2 pseudogenes are annotated in these 1,128 nt (G+C 42.0%); both read right to left on the bottom strand.

The window, feature by feature from the left end:
- Positions 1-334: pseudogene (locus tag QUA38_RS29105) on the bottom strand (alkaline phosphatase D family protein); the annotation flags it as partial.
- A 411-nt stretch (positions 335-745) separates the two neighbouring features.
- Positions 746-1,000 (bottom strand): annotated as a pseudogene (locus tag QUA38_RS29100) (ABC transporter ATP-binding protein); the annotation flags it as partial.
- Positions 1,001-1,128: the final 128 nt, after the last annotated feature.

The raw sequence follows: 1,128 nt of genomic DNA, 5'->3' as shown, positions 1-1,128 counted from the left end.
CGCGATCGACAGCCGCAGCAACATCGGGATTTTTCCCTAGATAATAGCTGTTGTTATAGAATGGGCTAGGATTGCGGTCTTCAGATTCTCCAAAATTAATAAAGTGTTGTAATGCTGTCGTAGCTTTGCTATTGACAGCGGCAGCGACATCAGAATTGTTGAGGAGATAATAATTAGTATCGAATAGGGCGCTAGGGTTCCGGCCCTCAACTTGACCAAATTTGCTAAAGTGTTCAAATCCGCTTTGGAAGTTCCCTTTGGCTACAGCGGAGGCTACCTCTGAGTTTTTCGCCAGATAGTAGCTTTCTTGAAATAGAGTTGTAGCGTCTAACATAAGGGAAAATATGAAGTGTTGTTGTTTAATAAGGGCTTTGGCGGATAAAAATAGCCTTCACAGGATTATACAGTATCGCGATCGCGATCGATCGTTAAGTAAAAGAAAGAAGAAAGAAGGAAGAAGCAATAAGACTTACACAGCAAGCTTTTTAGTGGGATTTAAACCTTTTCCAGTCCCTTTAAAAGCTGAAACCCCCTCTAGGGAATGGAAAGAAATCGACAACCTAAAAATGTCTGAAACCCTTGGTATAACTAGATTAATGCCCCTTCTATCTAAAAGTATTTCTCTATCTGCGTTTGAAGCCAAAAGGGCTTCAGTTTTTGTCTAAGTCCCGTTAGTCATCCTTGTTTTACCTTTAATATCACGTCCGATTAAATGCGATCGCTAATTCTGGCCAAACTTCAGCCGCTAAACTTCCTGAATTTGCATCAACCGCTGCTTTAACCTTGCTGGAACGCCTCGATCGACTACTTCACACTTCTCCAACAAAAAAGCCCGATCGCAATAATTCAACTCATCCAAACCGTGAGTCACCCACAAAGCTGTCAGCCCGCAATTTTTGACCAAACGCTACACCGCAGGTACCAAATTTAACTGAGAATCAGGATTGAGTAAAGCCGTAGGTTCATCTAATAGTAAAACCTCGCAATGACGAGCCATCGCACTTAAATACTTGAGTTACGAAGGATAAATTTGCTATTCATCAGAAAAACCCGATCGCCCTTATTGACTAAAAGCGATCGCACACCAACATCCTCCTACAAATCAGCAGCGTGCTGCTTCAATTCATC

It is taken from the genome of Microcoleus sp. Pol12B4, assembly GCF_036701385.1.
In the GTDB taxonomy this organism is placed as follows: Bacteria; Cyanobacteriota; Cyanobacteriia; order Cyanobacteriales; family Microcoleaceae; genus Microcoleus.
Note: the sequence above shows the minus strand (reverse complement) of the source record. Positions and strands in the feature narration are given on the sequence as shown.